Annotated in this window: 16 protein-coding genes and 1 pseudogene; 10 read left to right on the top strand and 7 right to left on the bottom strand. The window is 41.0% G+C overall.

Annotated elements, in window-relative coordinates; all coding sequences use genetic code 11:
- Both HMPREF9007_RS27160 and dusB read left to right on the top strand, forming a co-directional pair.
- Window positions 1–315: pseudogene (locus HMPREF9007_RS27160) on the top strand (AAA family ATPase); the annotation flags it as partial.
- A 127-nt stretch (window positions 316–442) separates the two neighbouring features.
- The gene (dusB, locus tag HMPREF9007_RS12245; RefSeq protein WP_008761716.1) at window positions 443–1,435 is read left to right on the top strand and encodes a tRNA dihydrouridine synthase DusB; all 993 of its coding nucleotides are present in this window, start codon (window positions 443–445) and stop codon (window positions 1,433–1,435) included.
- A 2-nt stretch (window positions 1,436–1,437) separates the two neighbouring features.
- On the opposite strand, the gene HMPREF9007_RS12250 is transcribed toward dusB, so the two are convergent.
- Together HMPREF9007_RS12250 and HMPREF9007_RS12255 are read right to left on the bottom strand one after the other, a co-directional pair.
- Complete coding sequence (locus HMPREF9007_RS12250) at window positions 1,438–2,403, bottom strand: phosphatase PAP2 family protein (protein WP_008761715.1); 966 nt, start codon at window positions 2,401–2,403, stop codon at window positions 1,438–1,440.
- The gene (locus HMPREF9007_RS12255) at window positions 2,394–3,401 is read right to left on the bottom strand and encodes an NAD(P)-dependent oxidoreductase (protein ID WP_008761714.1); all 1,008 of its coding nucleotides are present in this window, start codon (window positions 3,399–3,401) and stop codon (window positions 2,394–2,396) included. Before HMPREF9007_RS12255 ends, HMPREF9007_RS12250 begins: the two co-directional genes overlap by 10 nt.
- Window positions 3,402–3,664: 263 nt before the next feature.
- Between HMPREF9007_RS12255 and rnr the strand changes: the two genes are divergently transcribed.
- From rnr to HMPREF9007_RS12300, 8 genes are all read left to right on the top strand, one after another.
- Entirely contained in the window at window positions 3,665–5,821 is a 2,157-nt protein-coding gene (gene rnr / locus HMPREF9007_RS12265; protein ID WP_008761713.1) for a ribonuclease R, read from the top strand.
- Between the two features lie 148 nt (window positions 5,822–5,969).
- Complete coding sequence (locus HMPREF9007_RS12270) at window positions 5,970–6,449, top strand: pyridoxamine 5'-phosphate oxidase family protein (RefSeq protein ID WP_008761711.1); 480 nt, start codon at window positions 5,970–5,972, stop codon at window positions 6,447–6,449.
- A gap of 49 nt (window positions 6,450–6,498) precedes the next feature.
- Window positions 6,499–7,041, top strand: a complete 543-nt coding sequence (locus HMPREF9007_RS12275; RefSeq protein WP_008761710.1) for a sigma-70 family RNA polymerase sigma factor — start codon at window positions 6,499–6,501, stop codon at window positions 7,039–7,041.
- Window positions 7,042–7,160: 119 nt separating this feature from the next.
- Window positions 7,161–8,339, top strand: coding sequence for a FecR family protein (locus HMPREF9007_RS12280; RefSeq protein WP_008761709.1), 1,179 nt, complete (start codon window positions 7,161–7,163; stop codon window positions 8,337–8,339).
- Window positions 8,340–8,772: 433 nt separating this feature from the next.
- Window positions 8,773–11,904: a TonB-dependent receptor gene (locus HMPREF9007_RS12285; RefSeq protein ID WP_225651571.1), complete on the top strand. Its 3,132-nt coding sequence runs from the start codon at window positions 8,773–8,775 to the stop codon at window positions 11,902–11,904.
- A gap of 4 nt (window positions 11,905–11,908) precedes the next feature.
- Window positions 11,909–13,729 carry a RagB/SusD family nutrient uptake outer membrane protein gene (locus HMPREF9007_RS12290; RefSeq protein ID WP_008761707.1) on the top strand — a complete coding sequence of 607 codons (1,821 nt, stop codon included), beginning with the start codon at window positions 11,909–11,911 and terminating at the stop codon, window positions 13,727–13,729.
- 19 nt (window positions 13,730–13,748) lie between these two features.
- A complete protein-coding gene (locus tag HMPREF9007_RS12295) occupies window positions 13,749–14,417 on the top strand; it encodes a DUF3823 domain-containing protein (RefSeq protein ID WP_008761706.1) in 669 nt (222 codons plus the stop codon).
- Window positions 14,418–14,440: 23 nt separating this feature from the next.
- Window positions 14,441–15,646, top strand: a complete 1,206-nt coding sequence (locus tag HMPREF9007_RS12300; protein WP_008761705.1) for an enolase C-terminal domain-like protein — start codon at window positions 14,441–14,443, stop codon at window positions 15,644–15,646.
- Between the two features lie 145 nt (window positions 15,647–15,791).
- Here the strand turns inward: HMPREF9007_RS12300 and cysK are convergent, their stop codons facing one another.
- From cysK to HMPREF9007_RS12325, 5 genes are all read right to left on the bottom strand, one after another.
- Window positions 15,792–16,739, bottom strand: coding sequence for a cysteine synthase A (cysK, locus tag HMPREF9007_RS12305; protein ID WP_008761704.1), 948 nt, complete (start codon window positions 16,737–16,739; stop codon window positions 15,792–15,794).
- A gap of 128 nt (window positions 16,740–16,867) precedes the next feature.
- Window positions 16,868–17,209 carry a cupin domain-containing protein gene (locus HMPREF9007_RS12310; protein WP_008761703.1) on the bottom strand — a complete coding sequence of 114 codons (342 nt, stop codon included), beginning with the start codon at window positions 17,207–17,209 and terminating at the stop codon, window positions 16,868–16,870.
- A gap of 52 nt (window positions 17,210–17,261) precedes the next feature.
- A complete protein-coding gene (locus tag HMPREF9007_RS12315; protein WP_008761702.1) occupies window positions 17,262–18,908 on the bottom strand; it encodes a glycoside hydrolase family 32 protein in 1,647 nt (548 codons plus the stop codon).
- A 162-nt stretch (window positions 18,909–19,070) separates the two neighbouring features.
- On the bottom strand, window positions 19,071–20,396 hold the full coding sequence (locus HMPREF9007_RS12320) for an ATP-binding protein (protein WP_008761701.1): 1,326 nt from the start codon (window positions 20,394–20,396) through the stop codon (window positions 19,071–19,073).
- A gap of 110 nt (window positions 20,397–20,506) precedes the next feature.
- Window positions 20,507–21,173 (bottom strand): alpha/beta hydrolase (locus tag HMPREF9007_RS12325; protein WP_128567855.1); only part of this gene is annotated, 667 nt, incomplete at its 5' end.

The raw sequence follows: 21,173 nt of genomic DNA, 5'->3' as shown, positions 1-21,173 counted from the left end.
AGAAAGGTTGAGAGCTCAGAAGGAAAGGTTGAGAGCTCAGAAGGAAAGGTTGAGAGCTCAGAAGGAAAGGTTGAGAGCTCAGGACAAACAAAAAAGAGATTAAGTTTTGAAGATTTGCAAGCACAGATAATTACTATAGCGCAAGATTACGTAACAATGGAAGAAATTGCTATAAATACTCAAAAGAAATTGCAATATCTTGTTAATAAAATTATTCCGAGAATGCTACAAGCTGGAACGATTGAAAGGCTTTATCCCGGAGTGCCCAGCCATCCTAAACAAAAATATAAGGCAACTAATAAGAACCATAAATAAGCAATACGAGTACACTGCCAATACAGCTTTTTTCATAATTCTATTATTGTTAAGTATGTGATTAAAGGCAAAAGTAGGCTTTTTTCCGTATTTTTGCAGCGAAATAATCATTTAGTTCATCATATACATGAAAATAGACCATATAGACCTGGGAGAACATCCCATCCTTCTCGCCCCAATGGAAGACGTAACAGATCCAGCTTTCCGCCTGATGTGCAAAAAGTTCGGAGCTGACATGGTATATACTGAATTTGTATCGAGCGATGCACTGATACGCGCTGTCAGCAAGACTGCACAGAAGCTGAGTATCAGCGATGAAGAACGCCCTGTAGCTATTCAGATTTATGGTAAAGATACGGAAACGATGGTCGAAGCTGCGAAGATCGTAGAGCAGGCACAGCCCGATATTCTCGACATAAACTTCGGCTGCCCCGTGAAGAGAGTAGCAGGAAAAGGAGCAGGAGCAGGAATGCTGCAAAATATTCCGAAGATGCTGGAAATTACCCGTGCCGTAGTGGACGCAGTCAAAATACCTGTCACAGTAAAAACCCGTTTGGGATGGGACGCCAACAATAAAATCATTGTAGATCTGGCAGAACAACTACAGGATTGCGGCATTGCCGCACTGACCATTCACGGTAGAACCCGTGCGCAGATGTACACCGGAGAAGCAGACTGGACACTGATCGGAGAAGTAAAGAACAATCAAAGGATGCACATTCCTATCATTGGCAACGGAGATGTGACAACGCCCCAACGCTGCAAGGAGTGTTTTGACCGCTACGGAGTAGATGCCGTCATGATCGGTCGTGCCAGCTTCGGACGTCCCTGGATATTCAAGGAAGTAAAGCATTATCTGGAAACGGGGGAGGAATTGCCGCCACTCAGCTTTGAATGGTGTATGGAGGTACTTCGCCAAGAAGTGATTGACAGTGTGAATCTGCTTGATGAACGCAGGGGCATCTTGCACGTGCGCCGCCACTTGGCTGCCAGTCCGTTATTCAAAGGGATTCCTAATTTTAAAGAGACTCGTATTGCCATGTTGCGGGCAGAAACGAAAGAAGAATTGTTCCGGATATTCGAAACAATTCCTGAAAAAGTAAATTCTCTTTTAGATTAGTTTTACTTAAACATCGGCTGCGCAAACCACTTCTTGAACATCCACGTCGCCACAACATACAACAAGAATGCAGAGAAGAAACCTACGATCGCATCGATAACGTAGTGTGCCTGAATATATACTGTAGCCCCGCAAAGCAGCATATAGAAAGGGATCAGACAGGCAAACAACTTCTTACTTCCACGCCATGCCATAATCATAAGAATGGTAGAAATACCGACATGCGAACTGGGGAAAGCTGCCGTAGGACGCTCTCCCACTTGCTGCGAACCTTCTACCAAACTGTAAAAGAAGCCATGTTGATAGCCCGGACCGGGAAGTAACTCCTGATTGTTATTGAAATAATCGCCGATAGCCGGGAAAATTCCTTTAGATACATTATCAAAACCTATAGCCGGGAAGTAGAACTGCGGCCCTGCTACCGGAACAAAGATATAAATCAGATAATAGATAAAGAAAGAAGTTACCAGTACAAACGACATCTTCTCAAACCATTCAAACTTATAGATAAAATAAAACACCGTCACAATGAGCATCATCGGATAATAAAAGAAATATCCCATATTGAATGCTTCACTGACCAAAAGATGCGGGAATGTATGACAGAACCAGATAGCAGGTTGCCCATTGAAGATAAACTGCTCGGTTATGGCAAACACATGGTCGAGATTCGGAAAGAACCGGTTAAACTCAAACGTATCCGGATACCAGTAGGAAAGCAGGCTCATCTGAATAGCAACACGTACAAACGCCGAAAACTTGCAAGGAGCCAGCCGATAAAGATACATCAGCAGAAAAGTCATTGCAGCGATCATCGCCCTATCCAGCAACATGTGCCATGGATGATCCATTCGCTGAAACAGGAACAGAATCAAAATGGAGGTCAACAGATTATAAATCAATGTTATCTTCTCCACAGCAAACAACCCCTTCCGGGTTTCCACTCGCTTAAATAAGTCTAAAGCCATCCTTCGTTTTTATACCAGTCAATGGTTTCACGGACTCCCTTCTCCAAGTCATATTCGGGAGCATACCCTAACTCATTAATGGCAGGGGTTATATCACATTGCCAGTTACGTTGTTTCATTATTTTATATTTATCAGAATTCAGCGTACTGCTCTTGCCGGAACGTGTTGCAATGAATTCAGCGAGCAAAGATATAACTTTTAGCACAATTAATGGACATTTCACATGAATAACAAACGGATTACCCAGTTCTTTTTGTATTAAGTCCGAAAATACACGACTATTATACACCTTCCCGTCAGTCAGAAAATAGGCTCTTCTAGTCACTTTTTTTTCTATTCCTAAAAAGATGGCCTGCACAATGTCTTTTACATAAACAAAAGTCAGGTCCTGCCGCCGGAAGCCGACAGAGAAGTCAACATGCTGCCGGATGGACTTCGCCATCAGGAAATAATCCAGTTCACGAGGACCGTAAACTCCTGTAGGGCGATAAATAACATAAGGGAAACCGGGAATACTTTGAATATAAAGTTCAGCCTTAAGCTTGCTAAGACCATAAGCAGTATTTGGCATCGGGACATCACCGGCTTCTATCGGCGAATAATCTTTTTCGCGTACAGGTCCGAATACACTCAGCGTACTGATATAGATGAATTGCTTCGGAACCATATTCAACGCTTTCAGGGTATCAATAAAGTATTTGGTCTGGAGATAATTCACATAATCAAAAGTATTCTTATCCGGACATTTCGTGACTCCCGCACAATGGATGATATAATCAAACTTATTATAGGTTCCTTTATGTCCGGAGAGTTGGGCACGCAATTCATTGGGATGGGCAAAGTCCAGTTCCAGAAAGTGGATCTTCCGGTTCTTCAAGTACTTTTTGCTGCTGGTGGGACGAATCCCCGCCCACACACCAAACTTTCGTTTTAATGCCTCTTCGACAATAAAACTTCCTATAAATCCGCTTGCTCCTGTTATTAAGATGCTCTCCATTAATTATAACCTCAATGTATAAGAAAAGAATGATGCTACAAAGATACAATAAATATAAAATAAAAGCCATTTTGCATTTCTCAATTATTCTCTCTTATAAGCATTCCTCCTAAATCACCTTAGAAGGAATACTTTTTATTTTAATAAGGACGAAATTATCGAAGTCAGCGAAAGTTTTATCCAATTCATAACTATCAAATTCAAATATTTGTTTACTTTGTACTCCCATCAAAGAATTTTCAAATAAATCAATTCTATACATTATGGCGAAAAAGAAAGAAAAGAAAGAGAAAAAGGCCGGCAAAAGAATGAGTAAGAAAGAGCTGGCAGCGTTATTGATAGACTTTTTCCATGCCAAACCCAGCGAAACGCTTAGTATGAAGTATATTTTCTCGGAGTTGCATCTCACTACCCATCCGCAGAAAATGCTATGCGCTGACCTGTTACACGACCTTTCAGATGACGATTATATTTCCGAAATTGAAAAAGGAAAGTTCCGCCTCAACAATCACGGAACGGAGATGATCGGTACCTTCCAACGCAAGAGCAACGGAAAGAACTCATTTATCCCCGAAGGTGGAGGCGATCCGATCTTTGTTGCCGAACGCAATTCGGCACATGCCATGAACAATGACAAAGTAAAGATCACTTTCTACGCCAAGCGGAAGAATAAAGACGCGGAAGGAGAAGTCATCGAGATTCTGGAACGTGCCAATGACACCTTTGTAGGTACACTGGAAGTAGCCAAGTCGTATGCATTCTTAGTTACGGAAAACCGTACGCTTGCCAACGACATCTTCATCCCGAAAGAGAAGCTGAAAGGAGGAAAAACCGGTGACAAGGCAATCGTGAAAGTAACCGAATGGCCCGACAAAGCAAAGAATCCTATCGGACAAGTGATCGACATCCTCGGGGTAGCAGGAGACAATACAACAGAAATGCACGCCATCCTCGCTGAGTTCGGCCTGCCCTACGTATATCCGAAAGCGGTAGAAACAGCAGCTGATAAGATCCCCGCAGAAATTACTCCGGAAGAGATAGCCAGACGCGAAGACTTCCGTAAGGTAACGACTTTCACCATCGACCCGAAAGACGCCAAGGACTTCGACGACGCACTTTCGATCCGGCCCATCAAAGACGGATTGTGGGAAGTAGGCGTACATATCGCCGACGTGACTCACTATGTAAAAGAAGGCGGCATCATCGACAAAGAAGCAGAGAAGCGGGCGACTTCCGTTTATCTGGTGGACCGCACCATTCCGATGCTTCCCGAACGCCTGTGCAACTTCATCTGCTCCCTGCGTCCGAATGAAGAGAAACTCGCATTCTCCGTCATCTTTGACATTACCGAAAAAGGAGAAGTAAGAGACTCCCGCATCGTACATACCGTCATCAACTCCGACCGTCGCTTCACATACGAAGAGGCGCAACAGATCATCGAAACGAAAACAGGCGATTTTAAAGAAGAAGTTCTCATGCTGGATACCATCGCCAAAGCACTTCGCGAGAAACGTTTCGCAGCAGGAGCTATCAACTTCGACCGCTACGAGGTGAAGTTTGAAATCGACGAAAAGGGCAAACCTATCAGCGTATACTTCAAAGAATCCAAAGATGCCAACAAGCTGGTAGAAGAATTCATGCTGCTCGCTAACAGGACAGTTGCAGAGAAAGTGGGACGAGTGCCTAAAAACAAGAAACCTAAAGTACTTCCTTATCGTATCCACGATCTGCCCGATCCGGAAAAGTTGGAAAACCTGTCACAGTTCATCGCCCGCTTCGGCTATAAGGTACGTACAAGCGGAACGAAAACAGATATATCAAAGTCTATCAACCATTTGCTGGACGATATTCATGGCAAGAAGGAGGAAAACCTGATTGAAACCGTATCCATCCGCGCCATGCAGAAAGCGCGTTATTCTACGCACAATATTGGTCACTACGGACTGGCATTCGACTATTACACCCACTTCACTTCACCCATCCGCCGATTCCCGGATATGATGGTGCACCGCTTGGTTACGAAGTATATGGATGGCGGTCGTAGCGTATCCGAAAGCAAGTACGAGGACCTCTGCGACCATAGTTCGAACATGGAACAGATTGCAGCCAATGCCGAACGTGCTTCTATCAAATACAAACAGGTAGAATTCATGAGCGAACGTCTCGGACAGATTTATGACGGTGTGATCTCCGGTGTAACGGAATGGGGGCTTTACGTTGAACTCAACGAGAACAAATGCGAAGGTATGGTTCCGATCCGTGACCTGGATGATGACTATTATGAATTCGACGAAAAGAATTATTGCCTCCGGGGACGCCGTAAGAACAAGATATATAGTCTGGGAGATGCCATCACTATCCGTGTGGCACGTGCCAATCTGGAGAAGAAGCAATTAGACTTTGCGCTGATTGAGAAATAGAAACAAGTACTGTAAAAACGAATTAATAGTATACTCTTCTGTGCCACCCTATTGGCACGCTTGTGCCAAAGGCGGGGCATAGTAGTGCCAATGCGATGGCACAACTGTGCCAGAGGTTTGGCACAAACCTGTAAAAACTGACATTAGAATGAAAACAATCGTTATCGAAGACAAGCAACGAATCGAATCCATTATTCTTCAAGCCGATGCCTGCTTTGTAGGCATAACGGACCTGGAAGGCAATCCATATGTAGTTCCTATGAACTTCGGTTATGAAAACGATACTCTTTACCTCCATTCCGGTCCCGAAGGGGGAAAAATAGAAATGCTGCAACATAATAACAACGTGTGTATCACGTTCAGCCTCGGACACAAACTTGTCTATCAGCATAAGCAGGTAGCTTGCAGCTACAGTATGCGCTCGGAGAGTGCAATGTGCCGTGGAAAAGTAGAATTCATAGAAGATATGGAGGAAAAGCGCCGTGCACTGGACATTATCATGCGCCATTACACGAAAGATCAGTTCAGCTATTCCGATCCTGCCGTACGGAATGTCAAAGTATGGAAAGTACCTGTAGATCAGATGACAGGAAAAGTTTTCGGTCTGCGGGCTAATGAGAATTCATAAAAACAAAAAGCAAAATAAAGATTAATACAAATTCTTATTTTTCTCTTAAATGCCCGGTGATTTTAAAATAGAAAAGATTTATAATCAATACATTGATGACCTTTTATCATATGGTATTGGATTAGGATTTCATCGTGAACTTATAAAAGATGCCATTCAAGACATCTTTTATAAGCTTTATTTTAAGCGAAATGAATTGAAAGGGGTAAATAACACAAAATACTATCTATTTCAGATGTTAAAGAATAGACTTTTTGACTTAAGTAAAAATACGATTATTACTGATGAAATAGACACCTACAAAAATCTCTTTACTATCAAAGTTACTACTCTTGATCAAATGATTGTGAAAGAAGACCAAATAGAAATTCACAATAAAGTAGAAAAGTTGCTTGATATGTTGACCGGAAGGCAAAGAGAAGCCATATACCTTCGTTTCATTCAGGAGATGAGTTATGATGAGATAGCTTCTTTATTAGATATGACTCCTCAAGCTACACGTAATCTAGTTTTCAGAGCTATAGAAAGAATCCGGCAAAAGGAAGATCTATTTATTGTACTATTATTATATAGTGATTATTTACTAAACTGACACGACCTAAAATCAAGTTCATACAAAAAATAAAATAAAAAAGAGAGATTTTTCTTCTCAAAAATGATTATAAAAAAAAATATATGCAGTCTTTATCATATATACCTTAATGATAAAGTATGCAAAAACCATATCAAAATTACAAACCTGTCGATTTCTTAAAAGACGAACGATTCATTAAATGGCAGCTTTTTCCTGATGAAGAAGATCATTTATACTGGAATTCTTTTATCAAAAAATATCCGGAACAAAATGAAGTAATAAATGAAGCGATCTCTCTTATGAAAGGAACGAAGCTGAATGCTTATTCTTATTCAAATACAGAAAAAGAAGAAATATGGAGGAACATTAACAACAAAATCACAAAACGTTCCACCATTAAACGCTGGAGTTATGCAGCTTCTATTGCAGCATGTTTCATGATTATTCTTCTAGGAAGCTTATGGAAATTTAATCCTACGACTCCCCATTCTATAAAAGCATCCGTAAACATCGACAGCATTTTACAAGGAAACAATATCATGCTTATTCTGTCTGATGGAGAAATATTGCCATTAGATTCATATTCTTATTTACAATATAAAGAGAATGGCACCTTTATCATCGAAAATGAAAGAAAACAAGAAAGAAAATCTACGCAAACAGCAGGTGCACATACATTAATAGTCCCCAGAGGAAAAACATCTTTTCTATCTTTAGCTGACGGAACAAAAATATGGGTAAATTCAGAAACGGTCCTCAACTATTCAGCCCGACTTGATTCTGCAATACGCAAAATATCCATAGAAGGTGAGGCATATGTGGAAGTAGCAAAAAATAAACACAAACCGTTTATTGTACATACTTCTCGCTTTGACGTCCATGTTTTAGGAACTAAATTTAATGTATCTTCTTACAAAGAAGAAGCCGCACATTCTGTAGTATTGGCTCAAGGTAAAGTTAAGGTATACTCGGATAAATTACATATGTCAACTTGCCTAAAACCAAATGAAATGTTTGCTACAAGTAAAGATAGTTGCTATAAAACCCAAGTTAATGCCTACAACTATATCTGTTGGAAAAACGGATTACTATATTTGGAGAGCCAACCACTTTCAACGATCATCAACAAATTATCACGGCATTATGCAGTAAATATTAAGATGGAAAAAGATATATACAGTCTAAAATGCAGTGGAAAAATAGTACTATTCGAAGATCTGGACATCACATTAAAAAATATTTCCAATGTAATTCCCATTACATACACCCATAAAGGAAACGAAATCCTCATTTCAAAGAAAATTAATATTAACTAAAACTATCTGCCTATGAAACATGACTTGTGAAAAATTAAAAATGCCGGATAATACTGCAATATCATCCGGCAATCAAGAGAAAATTAAATTTCACATTACGAGAAATTAAAATCTACGCAAAGATATGAATAATAATAAGTTCTATAAAAAATTACGATTTAATAATTGTTATGCTTTGCAATATATAAGCATATTACTTTTTCTAATACTGACTATCCCGAGCATAAATGCACAGGAAAATGAGACAATATTACTATCTGTCAATGTAAAGAATGGACCGATCAAAGCTGTATTAAATCAAATAGAGAAACACAGTGACTATGTTTTTCTCTATTCAGACAGTATCAAGTATCTGTTAGAAAAAAAGGTTAATATACAACTCAAACAACAAAAGTTGCCCATTATCTTAAATCAGACCTTGAAACATACGGGATTGACATATAAAATTGTTGCCAACCAGGTAACTCTTATCAAAGAAACTGTTATTTCTCAGCGACAATCCGGACCTAGCAATTATCACAATGCCAGGAAAATAATAACAGGAACTATTACAGATGAAAATGGAGAACCTTTGGTAGGAGCAAGTATTAAACTTAAAGACACAAATAGCGGTACCGTTTCAGACATAAACGGCAGTTTCAATGTAGAAGCTGGTAAAGGCGATATATTAATAGTCTCTTATATCGGTTTTTTGCCTAAGGACATAGTAATCAAAGACGCCTCCAATATAGATGTCCGTCTAATTTCCGATAACAATGTAATAGATGAAATTGTAGTAACCGGATATGGTTCGGGCATGAAAAAGCCTACATTAACTGGAGCTATCAGTACTGTACAAAGTAAAGCAATAGTCCGCTCATCTTCTCCTGTCACGTCAGGTGCACTTGCTGGTAAAATTGCCGGATTAAACTTCAGGCATGACGACGGCGCTCCGGGTCCTGGTGCCGTAACCAAAATCAATATACGCAACATGGGTACTCCTCTTTTCGTAATAGATGGTGTCCAGCAAAATGAAGGACAATTCAACCAGATAGATTACAATGATATTGAATCTATAGCTGTATTGAAAGATGCGTCGGCTGCTATCTATGGTTTACAAGCTGCAAATGGAGTTATAGTAGTTACCACTAAGAAAGGTAAGCTAAAAAGCCGTAATACAGTAACTATTAATGCGCGATACGGATGGCAGTCCATGCTGCAATATCCCCAACCGGCCGACGCAGCCACATATGTCAGAAGCTACATACAGTCTGATGCTATCACCGGAAATAAGAATCCACTCTATACAATGGATGACCTGCACAAATGGGAACAAGGTACAGAAAAAGGATATCGTCCTTTCGACTGGTACGATTATATTTTCCGGACAAGTGCACAATCATATGTCGGCGCTAATATTTCGGGAGGATCGGACAAAATACGCTATTATTTAGGAGTAAGCAATACTTTGCAAGAATCTATCGTAGTTAATTATGGAAACTTCAACCGCACAAACGTACAAATGAACATTGAAGCGGATGTATCCGATCGATTCAAAATAGGGGCTACTATGAGTGGACGAATCGAACGGAAAAAGAATCCAGGTGTACCAGGAGATGATATTAAAGCTCCTTTTCTCGGATTGTACCGCAACCTGCCTACCATACGTCCTTATGCAAATGATAATCCCAAATATCCGGCCCGAACATCTACTTACGGAGATAGTAACTTTGCAATTCTAAATTATGATATTTCAGGAAAATCCGAAGAAACCTTCCGGGTCGCCCAACTTAATTTCACTGCTGAATATGAAATCTTAAACGGATTGAAGCTAAAAGGATTATTCTCTTATTTTTATTCACAAAAATATGCTGATACACAAGAAAATACTTATAAGCTATACGGATATGACGAAAAGACAGATACATATCCGGTAGTATTCAGTATGAATAATCCGGTATTGAAAAGAAACGTGTACCGCAAAGAAGAGTTAAAAGGACAATTGCAGCTGACTTATAACAAAACCTTCGGGTTACATGGAATTGATGCCGTCGCAAGTGTGGAATCCTTTAAAAAAGATAATCCATATTTTGATATTCATGCTGTTCCAGCCTCTAATTCATTACATTTGTTTGACTTCCAAACAATGGATACATTCAATGATCACGGGAATATGACAGAAGCACGTTTAGGATATATTGGACGCATACACTACAATTATGCACAAAAATATCTGTTGGAAGTATCTGCCCGTTACGATGGGTCCTGGAAATTTCCACCTAACAATCGATGGGGCCTGTTCCCTTCTATCTCTGCCGGATGGAGAATATCGGAAGAAGGGTTCTGGAAACGTAGTTTATTGTCACCAATTCTCAATGACCTGAAAATAAGAGCCTCTTATGGTTTACTGGGAGATGATAATGTAAGCGGTTATGCAGCTTTTGATTATCTGGATGGATATAACTATAATAAAACAGGTGCTGTCATTGACGGAGAATATTATATAGGTGCTGAACCACGCGGATTACCTGTGACCAGCATGTCTTGGATTAAAGCCAAATTATTCGATATCGGTATTGATTTTGGGTTGTTCAACAACCGATTGACCGGTTCCTTCGATTTCTTTAACAGAAAACGTACCGGATTACCTGCTCCAAGATATGATGTACTTATTCCAGACGAAGCTGGCTTCGATCTTCCGAAAGAAAATTTAAACTCGGACATACATAGAGGTATCGATGGAGCCCTTACATGGAATCATCACATAGGCGATTTATCCTATTCCATTGGTGGTAACTTCAGTTACTCAAGGCATCTTGATTGGGAACAATACAAACCTATTTTCGGTAATTCATGGGATCAATACCGTAACTCCAAATATCATCGGATGAATTCCATTAGCTGGGGATATGAAGTTATCGGTCAGTTTCAATCATGGGAAGAAATTGCTTCATACCCAATTGATAACGACCAACAAGGAAATAAAACCCTTCGTCCGGGTGACATTAAATACAAAGACGTAAATGGTGATAAGGTAATTAATGAAATGGACCAACGTCCTATCGGATATACTGAAGGCAGCCTACCGGCCTTCAACTTCGGACTTAATTTTGCTTTCCAATGGAAGGGATTTGATCTGGCTATGGATTTCACCGGAGCAAGTTGTACCACATGGACACAAGACAGAGAATTACGCGTCCCATTCACTAATGGCGGAAACTCCGCAAAATTTATGCTTGAAGACCAATGGCATTTGAGTGACCCTTCTGATCCTCAAAGTACACTTATACCAGGCAAATACCCTACGATGCTCGCAGGTAAAAGTAGCCATAGCAATTATTGGAAGAGTTCATTTTGGACACATAATGTGATTTACATCAAATTAAAGAATTTTGAACTGGGATATACTCTACCAGAGACTGTTAACAAACTTCTCAAATCACAAAACATTCGTGTATATCTATCAGGACAAAATCTGTTCTATTTAGCGAATATAGATGGCATTGACCCTGAAGTAACCTCCAATTCTGGTATACAATATCCCACAACACGACTCATTAGTTTAGGTTTTAACATAAAATTCTAATGATATGAAAAGATACAAATTATTCCTTTTACTGGCAATTTTGCTACCTATTACTTCTTGTTCCGATTTTCTAGACAGAGAACCTGACCAGCTATTATCGGACGAAGCTGTTTTTAATGATCCTAAAATGATAAAATCCGCATTGGCAAATATCTATGGACGAGCCCGATGGGGACAAAAGCTGGAAGACAGCAAGTCCTTCATCTACTTAGATGAAGCTTGTCTTTCCAATGGTGGACCTGACCAAACCAATGAATTTGCAAATGATTTATGGCGTATCTATCCTTACACTTTAATACGCAACATCAATCAGTTATTACGCAGTATACGAAACTCAGACCTGGAAACCTCGGAAAAGGTACAATTGGAAGGAGAAGTACGTTTTTTACGGGCATGGACTTATTTTAATATGATACGTGGCTTAGGAGGAATTCCTTTAGTCGGTGACCAAATTATGGAATATACTCCCGGAATGGACATAGAAACATTACGTTTACCCAGATCCACCGAAGAAGAATCTTACAATTACGTCATCAATGAATGTACAGCGATAGTTGACAACAATATGCTCCCGGAGGCTCCCTCAATTAATGCAGCAAGAGCTACAAAGTGGGCAGCATTAGCACTTAAAGCAAGAGCGGCCATATATGCTGCATCTATAGCCAAATATAACAATCTTATGGAGGCTCCCATCCGAACAGACAAGAATGAAATTGGCATTGATGCAAATAAAGCTAAAGGCTACTATGAAACTGCCCTAAAAGCCTGTCGGGAAGTTATAAAAGGTGGGAAATATCAATTACAAGAAACAGAGGCGGACAAAGGCGTTAATTTCTATAATGCTGTCACTATTAAAGAAAATAATGTAGAAGTTATTTGGGCTGTAGACTATAAATATCCGGGACTGACTCATCAGTTTACTACTTCCAATATCATGATTTCAGCTAAAGAAGACCAAGGTGGAAGTGTTATGACACCTATTTTGAATTTAGTGGAAGCCTTTGAATATGCTAACGATCGTGATGGAAGTATCAAAACCCATGCTAATGATGGTGATTATATCTATTATGATAAGGCTGAAGACGCTTTTGCACAAAAAGACGCCCGTCTTTATGGAACAGTCATCTATCCTGGAGCAAAATTCAAAGGCAAAGAAGTTATCTTCCAGGCTGGACGAAAATATCTGGAAAATGGAGCATGGAAAACAGAAACAAGCACTTGTGGCACTACAGACGAGGCAGGTAACACTATCACCGCATTAAATGGTCCTGTAGAAAATAGTGACAACAACATCAATAAAAGCGGTTTCAATATTCGTAAGTTCTTAGATGAAACAGCCTCAGCTGGTACTATCTCGCGAGGCAGCGAAGTATGGTACGTACAATTCAGATATGCTGAAATTTTATTGACTGCTGCTGAAGCGGCAATGGAACTAAATGATCCTTCTGCACTAGGATATATTAATCAAGTAAGATCAAGGGCAGGTATACAGCCCCTAGAGTCAGTAACCCTTAATGATATCATCCGTGAACGCAGAGTAGAATTTGCATTTGAAAACCAGCGTTACTGGGACTTAAAGCGTTGGAGAATAGCACACAAGCTATGGGACGGAGATGAAAATAATTCCGATGCTGTACAATATGTATTATTTCCATACGTCATTCACCAACCGGGTGACCCAAGAGATGGAAAATGGGTTTTCGAAAAAAAGAAAGCTTATATGGCTCCTTATCCCCGTAACTTCCAGTTACGAAACTACTATAATTTTATAGATCAAGGTTGGATTAATAATAATCCGAATTTGACAAAGAATCCATATCAATAATCCTCTTATTTATATAAATATGAAACATCATTTTATTTACATATTGTCAATAATCTGTCTTCTATCTCTGCATAGCTGTAATCGCTTTGACAATTTCGATGAACCGGCATCTATGTTAAGTGGTAAAGTTACCTACAATAATGAATATATAGGAGTAAGAGGCAGTGGAAAAAAAATCCAGATGCAACTATATCAAGAAGGGTTTGGAAAAAAAGACCCCATTCCAGTATATGTTACTCAAGATGGATCATTCCAGGCATTACTGTTCGATGGTGATTATAAACTAATAACACGTGATAAAAACGGACCATGGGTAAACCACCGGGACACTGTTTATCTAACTGTAAAAGGAAATACAACCTGTGAATACCCTGTAGAACCTTACTACCTGATAAAGAATGAAAAGTTTTCCATCAATGGTAATACACTGAAGGCAAACTTCGATATCGAGAAAATAACAGATGGAGCCAAGATCAGCACCGCTTTTCTTTTAGTAAACAAGACTCAATTTGTTGATGATGTAAGTTCTATTAATAGAGTAAACATACAGAATATTTCTAACTTAAAAGACATGCAGATTGAAATGGACATCAGTAACATATCAGATCCTGTTCTGTATGCTCGCATCGGAATACAGATAACAGGATTGAGTGATTACCTATTTTCCCGAATAGAAAAGATTCGATAATAAAACATTTAATATAGAATAAGATGGAAAGAAGAAATTTTTTAAAATTAGCAGCTACTGCATCTATTGCCAGTGTCATACCTTCCATGGCTTTTGCCAATAATATCTATGGAGATCAGAAAACAAAAAACGAGTTAGCATACCACAAAATTAAAGATATCAAATTTAAAGTGGCCCAATTAAAATACCCACGCCTTGTAGGCAAAAATTCACGTCTAGGTCACCATGGAACAGGTCCAAACCTAACATTCTGCATACTAACAACCGATAAAGGCGCAGAAGGAATCGGGCTTATGAATGGTAACCGCAAAACTGCGGAAAGCCTTTTTCCAACTATTAAAGGAAAAAGTGTTGCTGATTTGTTCGCACCAACTATTGGTACATTAAATAAAGAAAATTATATATTTGATATCTGCCTGCATGATTTGGCAGGGGTAATTCTTAATAAACCTGTGTATGCGCTCATTAGTGGAAATGATCGCCCGATATTAACATCCTGCTATTCTGGTATGATCTATTTTGATGAAATGGATCCTATTGAAAACCCTGCCGGACTGAATAAAATATTAGAGAACTGCCTTTATGACTATAATTATGGTTACCGTCAGTTTAAAGTAAAAATAGGACGAGGGGGCAAATGGATGGCCAAAGACGAAGGACTAAAAACAGATATTGCTGTAACAAAACTTATTTATGACAATTTTCCTGATTGTGATATTCTTGTAGATGGTAATGATGCCTTCACATTTGATTATTTCATCGAATATCTAAAGGGTATAGAAAATATTCCTCTGTTCTGGATTGAAGAACCGTTCCGGGAGACATACGAAGATTATACCAAACTAAAAGAGTGGTGTTTAAAGAATGGACGACGTAATACTCTATTAGGAGACGGAGAAGCAAATCCCGACAGAGAACTCAACTTCAAACTTGGTGAGAAACAGCTACTGGACGTATATCTGGAAGACGTATTAGGTTACGGATTCACTCGTTGGCGTAAATTAATGCCCCAATTAAAAAATATCGGCATGATGGCATCTCCACATTCCTGGGGTGATGCAATAAAGACATGCTATAGTTCACATTTAGCAGCCGCTTATGGCAATGTCCCTACTATTGAAGGAGTAACATGTTTCTCTACAGACGTTGATACCTCTAGTTACAAATTGGAACGTGGACGACTAACACCTAATATAACACCAGGGTTTGGCATAAGATTTATCAGCTAAAGATATCATTATCAATTCTAATTAAAGAAAGAGGGTGCACTTCAATTTGTGAATGAAGTACACCCTCAGTTTAATTACAATAGGCTTTTGACATACCTTCCTTTCTCTGTTTCTTATTTCCTTTTTTCAAATCAATGTCCTTCCTTTACAAAGGATACTCTTCAAACGCGTACAGGATAGTGGATAAATAACGCTCTCCTGTATCAGGCAATAAGGCTACGATCATCTTCCCTTCGTTTTCGGGACGTTTCGCCAGTTCGGTAGCCGCATAGACGGCTGCTCCCGAAGATATGCCGACCAACAGCCCTTCTTTCTCCGCCAGCGCACGACTGGTACGGATAGCATCGTCATTCTGCACCTGAATAATTTCATCTACGACAGAAGCATTATAAGTCTTCGGTACGAAACCGGCGCCGATTCCCTGAATCTTGTGAGGTCCGGGCTTTCCGCCGGACAGTACCGGAGAGTCGGCAGGTTCTACCGCCACCGCCTTCACACTGGGATCGCGCATCTTCAATGCTTCTCCTACTCCGCTAATTGTCCCGCCAGTACCTACACCGGCAACGAAGATATCGACTTTCCCCTCGGTATCTCTCCATATTTCCAGTCCGGTAGTGCGTAGATGCATAGCGGGATTAGCAGGATTTTCAAATTGCTGTAAGATAACGCTGCCCGGAGTGGCAGCTTTCAACTCTTCCGCTTTGGCAATCGCCCCTTTCATTCCGTCGGCACCGGGAGTGAGCACAAGTTCCGCTCCCAGAGCTTTCAAGAGGTTACGACGTTCGACGCTCATCGTATCGGGCATCGTCAAAATCAGTTTGTACCCCTTGGCGGCAGCAACGAATGCCAATCCTACTCCCGTATTTCCACTGGTAGGCTCGATGATCGTTGCGCCGGGAGTCAAGACTCCTTTCACTTCGGCATCTTCAATCATTGCCAATGCCACGCGGTCTTTTACACTGCCCGCGGGATTGAATGATTCGATTTTCACGATCAGACGAGCCTTCAAGCCGTTACTCTTATTATAATTACTTAGTTCCAACAACGGAGTGTTACCTATCAAATCCGTCAATTTCCTTGCAATCTTTTCCATATATATCTGTTTTTAATTTCCTTTGTTTTAAGATATTACAAAGATAGTGCAGTTTTTGTTGACAGGAAATACCATATATGTGGTAAATTTATACCATCATTATCCGGTAACCTACCATTCATCAGGAACTATTCCAGAAAATCAGTCCGCATGGGACTGAATGTGTCTATCAATACTCCCGCTTCCAGACAGACGCATCCATGCGGTTCGTCGGGTGCTACATAGTAGCCATCGCCGGTCGACAGTATCTCTTTCCGGTCACCGATGGTCAGTTCAAACTTTCCACTTGCCACGTAGGTAGCCTGACTGTGGTAATGTTCATGCAACGTACCGACCGCTCCTTTCTCAAATTCTACCTTGACCATCATCAACTGTCCGTCGTATCCCATTATCTGACGACGGATTCCCGGAGCGGGGTGCTCCCATTTCAACTCTTTCTCAAACTGAAAAACTTCACTACGCGTTTTCATATTCTCTTTCCTATTTAAATAACTGAAAACAAAGATAGCTTTTGATTTCCGTCTACCAAATGGATTCTACGGAAAAGACTTGCAGGTCTTTCACTTCGATACGGTTTCCCCAGAAGTGGAGTCCCTCTTTGTTGTTGGTATCAGGGCGGCGTTCCATGGAATAAGAATACAGTCCGCCGTCGATAAAGACTTCAATAGAGGTGCGGTCAATGTAAATATCGGCACTCAATTCCATGCTGGTCGGGTCTTGGGGAGAGTAGAAACGGCCGTTCAGGGTATTGGAGTTCATGTCGTAGCCGATCATGCGCTGGCCGAAAAGGTTGAATCCGGCATCCGTGGCATGAGAGAGTTTGATCGTTGTCTTAATGCGGAGACAGTCGGCATCATAAAACTCTTTCAGGTGGCGGTTGGCCTCATCCGAAGAAAGAGATTTCCAGGAACGAAGAGGCTTACACAAGGATTCGACCTCCTTTACGGGAACGTTAACAAGGCGGATGCCGTCTTTGGTGGTACGCAAAGTCAGTTCGGTGGGGAGCATCATCATTCCGTTGAAAGGCATACCGGGGTGGGAGATTCTTCCCCAGCCTATCTGGATACGTCTGCCGTCACTTGCCGGAATATTGGTAAAGGTCTGGGCTGCATAGATACTTCCGGTGGTATAGCAGTATTTTCCGGCTTCGGGAGTAAATACCTTGCCATCGAAAGAGCCTAGCATATACGTACCGGTGGCACCGTACATCACCCACTTCGTGTGGTTCTTGTCACCGTCAACCGGCAGTTCGAACAATTCGGGACATTCCCAGAAGCCTGTAACATGGCTCTCGTATTTCCAGTCTTTGAGATTGGAAGAGGTATAGATGGAGTGTCCGTCGCGCTCGTTCAGTACCAGTACCCAATGTTTGGAGGGCGCATACCAGAACACTTTCGGGTCGCGTGTGTCCTGAGAGTTCCATTTCTCCTTGGAGTTAATCACCGGATTCTTGTCGTACTTCGTGAAGGTACGTCCTTTGTCAAGGCTGTAGGCTATCCCCTGCACTTGTCTGTCACTGCTGGCGGCAGTGAAGGCGGCAACCATGGCTGGAGTCTTGCCTTTATTGAATCCGGCGGTATTATCATAGTCGATGACTGCCGAACCGGAGAACATCGTTCCTAAATGGTCGGGATACAAAGCGTCCGGTAATTCTGTCCAGTGTATCAGGTCCTTGCTGACCGCATGGCCCCAGTGCATATTCTCCCAGTCTCTTTCAAAAGGATTGTGCTGGTAGAACAGGTGGTATTCGCCCTCATAATAGATTAATCCGTTAGGGTCATTGATCCAGCCTCTCCGGGTAGTGAAGTGGAATTGCGGACGGTTCTTTTCCTTATACAGTTCAGCTTGTCCTTCGATTTCGTCGGACTGGTATATTTTACTCAATCCCTTCTCATTGCCGTCGTAGGTTATCTTGATCGTCTTTCCTTTGAAAGCCGACACATCTTTAAACACCCAGTATTCCGCTTCATCCGGCGCCAGACGGATAACGACGGATAAATCCGGCTTGCCGTTTACTTCAAAAGTCATCCTTCCTCTGTTCTCTTTATGGGAGATGGGGAAGTTCAGATATTGCCTGGTTATTTTAAAAGATACTTCTCCGGCTATCGCTGCCAAACAGGAGAAGGACAAAACAAAAAGAGTAAGTACAGTTCTGCTTAATGTCTTCATAGCTATTTTATTTATTAGTTTGTAAAATCGGAGTAAATGTAGCCAATACGACCGATTTCTGATATAATAAATGATTCACAGACTATGAGAAACGTTACATTTCACAGATATTTTCCTTAAATGACCTGTATTTTTCATCACTTGGCCGTTTCTCTCTATTCTTTATCCCACGTTATTATTCAGCAGCTCTTTCGTCTTATCCGCAAGAAATAAAGGAATATTAATCAGATTGCCGTCTTGTTTCAAATTCAGCATCGAATATCGAATCCGGCAAGCAGGTTGATAAAGTTTCTCGTACTGAATCAGACTTTTACCTGTTATATTCTGGTCTGCTTTCACTTCTACCGGATAAATATGATTACCATGCTGAAGTAAAAAATCCACTTCTGCTTTATTACCGGAAGTCCAGTAACGGAACGAAGCCTGAAATTGTGCTGTAAGACTTTGCAATACATAATTCTCTGCCAATGCCCCTTTATATTCCGTATATCCGGGAGTGGACAATAACAAAACACTTGCATCCAGTTCGGACAATTGCCTCAACAACCCTATGTCTAATGCATAGAGCTTAAAAGTGCTCAAATCATCGTAGGCTTTCAGTGGCAGCCTAGGCGACTTGCTCAGAACTACTTTGTTGACAAGACCAGCTTGTTCCAACCATAAAATAGCATCTTCGTATTCACGCGCACGTGCTCCGGGACGAACCAGTTGATAAACAAACTTACGATTTTCTTTCGCCAATTGAGAGGGCAGAGAGTTCCATACATAATTGATACGGGGCGCCAACGTAGGTGTAGTATGTTTCACAAAATCCAGAGCATAGTCATTCAATATATCCCGAAGCGATGAATCCACTTTTTGCATATCATTAAAGTCAACCATCAAAGAAGCAGGTTCGGGCATACCGCCACAAATAGAATAGGCAATGAAGGCTTCCCGCAGTTTGTCGAAGAAGATTTGGGGAAGAGGCGCTATTTCTTTGACAGAGCACATATATTGATACATCGCCGGATCTTTCGTATTCAGAAACTCCGTAAAAGTCAGCGGATACATAGACAGATGATTTACTTTTCCAACCGGAAAGGAATTGCCTATGTGATTCAGGTAAATTCCAAGTAAAGAACCAGCGCAAGCCACTGCATATTCGGGTGCTTCTTCGCAGAAATATTTCAAAGAGTTCAGCGCTTCATTGCACTCCTGAATCTCATCCAATATCAGCAAAGTAGTCTGAGGATTAATTTTTCGTCCATGCAAAAAGGACAATTGCTGTATAATGCGCTCGGGGTCTTTAGTCGTTTTAAAGATATCACAAAGTCCGCTTTCATCTTTATCCAGACTAAAATAGGCAACATCTTCAAAGTATTTCTGACCGAAATACTTCAAAGCCCACGTCTTACCCACTTGTCTCGCCCCATGAATAACCAAAGGCTTCCTGTTTACATCCGTTTTCCAAGCCGCTAACAGCTGAATAATTCCTCTTTCAAACATACCGAGTCACATTTTTGATATCTGAAATGTGAGAACTTACACATTTTTGATATGAGTTTCGTGCAAATATACACATTATCCATATCAAATGAAAGGATATCACAGGTCTATTACTTGAACCTCTTCACATAATTAACGATCAGATAGCAGGCAGGACCGAGTACCTGTCCGTGGTCAAATCCTTGCAGTTCATATAAAGAGACTTTCCGATTGCCGATATTCTTCAATACCGATGCCAGCAGTGCATTCTCTTCGTACCGGTCAGCCATTTCCAGATTCTTATCCCCCGTAATCAGCACAACAGGAGCGGTATCCTTGCGGGCCTTGTTTACCGGAGCAAATTCGTCAATGATGGGGATTCCGTTGGGCAGGCCACGTTCTTTGCGGATGGTAAAATGAGTGACTGTCTGCCCACTGACCGGAAGATAGGCAGCTACACTATCCGCATCGGCTCCGTATGCAGCCATGTATTTCTTATCCATTGCCAGAATCAACGTAAGGTAACCTCCTGCCGAATGACCGGAAACAAAGATACGATCCTTGCGACCGCCATACTTTTCGATATTCCGGAATGTCCATGCCACGGCTTCGGCGGCATCTTCTATATAAGCCGGATTCTTTGCTTTCGGACTCAGACGATAATTAACCGCCACTACTGCAAAGCCTTGATCCGTCAGTTCCCTGGGAACAAATTTACTTCCTCCTTCCATACCACCGCCATGAAACCATACAATGGTGGAAAAATCTTTTTTATTCTCGGGATAATAAACATCCAGT

This window comes from Bacteroides sp. 1_1_14 (assembly GCF_000162515.1).
Lineage (GTDB): Bacteria > Bacteroidota > Bacteroidia > Bacteroidales > Bacteroidaceae > Bacteroides > Bacteroides thetaiotaomicron.
Note: the sequence above shows the minus strand (reverse complement) of the source record. Positions and strands in the feature narration are given on the sequence as shown.

Coding starts and splice junctions, on each gene's coding strand:
- dusB (WP_008761716.1), top strand. CDS start 443: ATGAAAATAGACCATATAGACCTGGGAGAACATCCCATCCTTCTCGCC.
- HMPREF9007_RS12250 (WP_008761715.1), bottom strand. CDS start 2,403: ATGGCTTTAGACTTATTTAAGCGAGTGGAAACCCGGAAGGGGTTGTTT.
- HMPREF9007_RS12255 (WP_008761714.1), bottom strand. CDS start 3,401: ATGGAGAGCATCTTAATAACAGGAGCAAGCGGATTTATAGGAAGTTTT.
- rnr (WP_008761713.1), top strand. CDS start 3,665: ATGGCGAAAAAGAAAGAAAAGAAAGAGAAAAAGGCCGGCAAAAGAATG.
- HMPREF9007_RS12270 (WP_008761711.1), top strand. CDS start 5,970: ATGAAAACAATCGTTATCGAAGACAAGCAACGAATCGAATCCATTATT.
- HMPREF9007_RS12275 (WP_008761710.1), top strand. CDS start 6,499: ATGCCCGGTGATTTTAAAATAGAAAAGATTTATAATCAATACATTGAT.
- HMPREF9007_RS12280 (WP_008761709.1), top strand. CDS start 7,161: ATGCAAAAACCATATCAAAATTACAAACCTGTCGATTTCTTAAAAGAC.
- HMPREF9007_RS12290 (WP_008761707.1), top strand. CDS start 11,909: ATGAAAAGATACAAATTATTCCTTTTACTGGCAATTTTGCTACCTATT.
- HMPREF9007_RS12295 (WP_008761706.1), top strand. CDS start 13,749: ATGAAACATCATTTTATTTACATATTGTCAATAATCTGTCTTCTATCT.
- HMPREF9007_RS12300 (WP_008761705.1), top strand. CDS start 14,441: ATGGAAAGAAGAAATTTTTTAAAATTAGCAGCTACTGCATCTATTGCC.
- cysK (WP_008761704.1), bottom strand. CDS start 16,739: ATGGAAAAGATTGCAAGGAAATTGACGGATTTGATAGGTAACACTCCG.
- HMPREF9007_RS12310 (WP_008761703.1), bottom strand. CDS start 17,209: ATGAAAACGCGTAGTGAAGTTTTTCAGTTTGAGAAAGAGTTGAAATGG.
- HMPREF9007_RS12315 (WP_008761702.1), bottom strand. CDS start 18,908: ATGAAGACATTAAGCAGAACTGTACTTACTCTTTTTGTTTTGTCCTTC.
- HMPREF9007_RS12320 (WP_008761701.1), bottom strand. CDS start 20,396: ATGTTTGAAAGAGGAATTATTCAGCTGTTAGCGGCTTGGAAAACGGAT.